Consider the following 1,098-nt stretch of genomic DNA (forward strand, 5'->3'; position numbering starts at 1 on the left):
CGGCACCCGCGGCGGCAGACTCCCCGAGGCCACCACCCAGTCCGCCGAGCCGGCCGCCCCCAGCACCGCGGTGGCCAACGCCTCCAACTCCGCCGCCGACAACGCCGTGCCCGGCTCGTTGACCTTCGTCACCGTGCCATCGGGCTCGGCCAGCGCGACATTGGACCGGGTCGCCCCGGCCACCGGCACGGTGACCATCTCGATCCCCTCGGCTGAGAGCAGACCCACCAGCCGGCGCCCCTCGTCCCCGCCGAAGGGCACCACCGCACACGAGCGAACCCGGTTGGCCAGCAACGCCCGCGAGACGTTGACCCCCTTGCCACCGGGATCCAGATGCGTCGCGGCCGCCCGGATCACCGCCCCGCGAGCCAGCGCGGCGACCTCGATCGTGCGATCCAGGCTGGGATTGAGGGTCAAGGTGACGATCACGCCCGGATCACCTCGGGCCCGGCCGCGGCCATCTCGGCCGCCACCCCGCTGTCGAGCCCCATGTCACTGATCACCACATCGATCTCCTGGAGCGCGGCGAACCGGGCCAGATAGGTGTTGGCGAACTTGGTGTGATCGGCCAGCAGCACGCATCGCTGCGCCGCGGCGACCATCGCCCGTTTGATCGCGGCCTCGGCCGGGTCCGGGGTCGTCAGTCCCTTGGCCACCGAACAGCCGTTGGCCGCCATGAACGCCACGTCCACATGCAACTCGGCCAACGGCCGCAGCGCCCAGTCATCAACGGTGGCCAAAGTCCGCCCCCGCACCCGACCACCCAACATGATCACCGTCAGGTTCGCGCGGGTGGCCAGTGTCGTCGCCAGCGGTGGGGAGTTCACGATCACCGTCAACTCCCGGTCGGTCGGCAGCGCCTGCACCAGACGGCCCGTCGTCGTGCCCGCGTCGATGATGATCGCGCCGTCCTCGGGAAGCTCGGCCAGCGCCGCCTTCGCGATACGTTCCTTCTCCGCTGTCATCACCTCGTCGCGCGTCGCGAGGGCGGGCTCGAAACCGAGGCGCTCGACCGGGATCGCCCCGCCGTGCACGCGCCGCAGCACCCCCGAACGCTCCAATGCGGTCAGATCCCGGCGGATCGTCTCAGTCGTGACG

2 protein-coding genes are annotated in these 1,098 nt (G+C 71.0%); both read right to left on the reverse strand.

The annotated features are described in order from the left end of the window. Positions 1-429 (reverse strand): PfkB family carbohydrate kinase (locus tag IG98_RS0143875; RefSeq protein ID WP_030926502.1); only part of this gene is annotated, 429 nt, incomplete at its 3' end. Beyond that, the coding region (locus tag IG98_RS0143880) for a DeoR/GlpR family DNA-binding transcription regulator (protein ID WP_030926500.1) at positions 426-1,098 on the reverse strand (673 nt) is incomplete at its 5' end. The genes IG98_RS0143875 and IG98_RS0143880, both read right to left, overlap by 4 nt.

Source organism: Streptosporangium amethystogenes (genome assembly GCF_000721075.1).
Classification (GTDB): domain Bacteria; phylum Actinomycetota; class Actinomycetes; order Streptosporangiales; family Streptosporangiaceae; genus Streptosporangium; species Streptosporangium amethystogenes.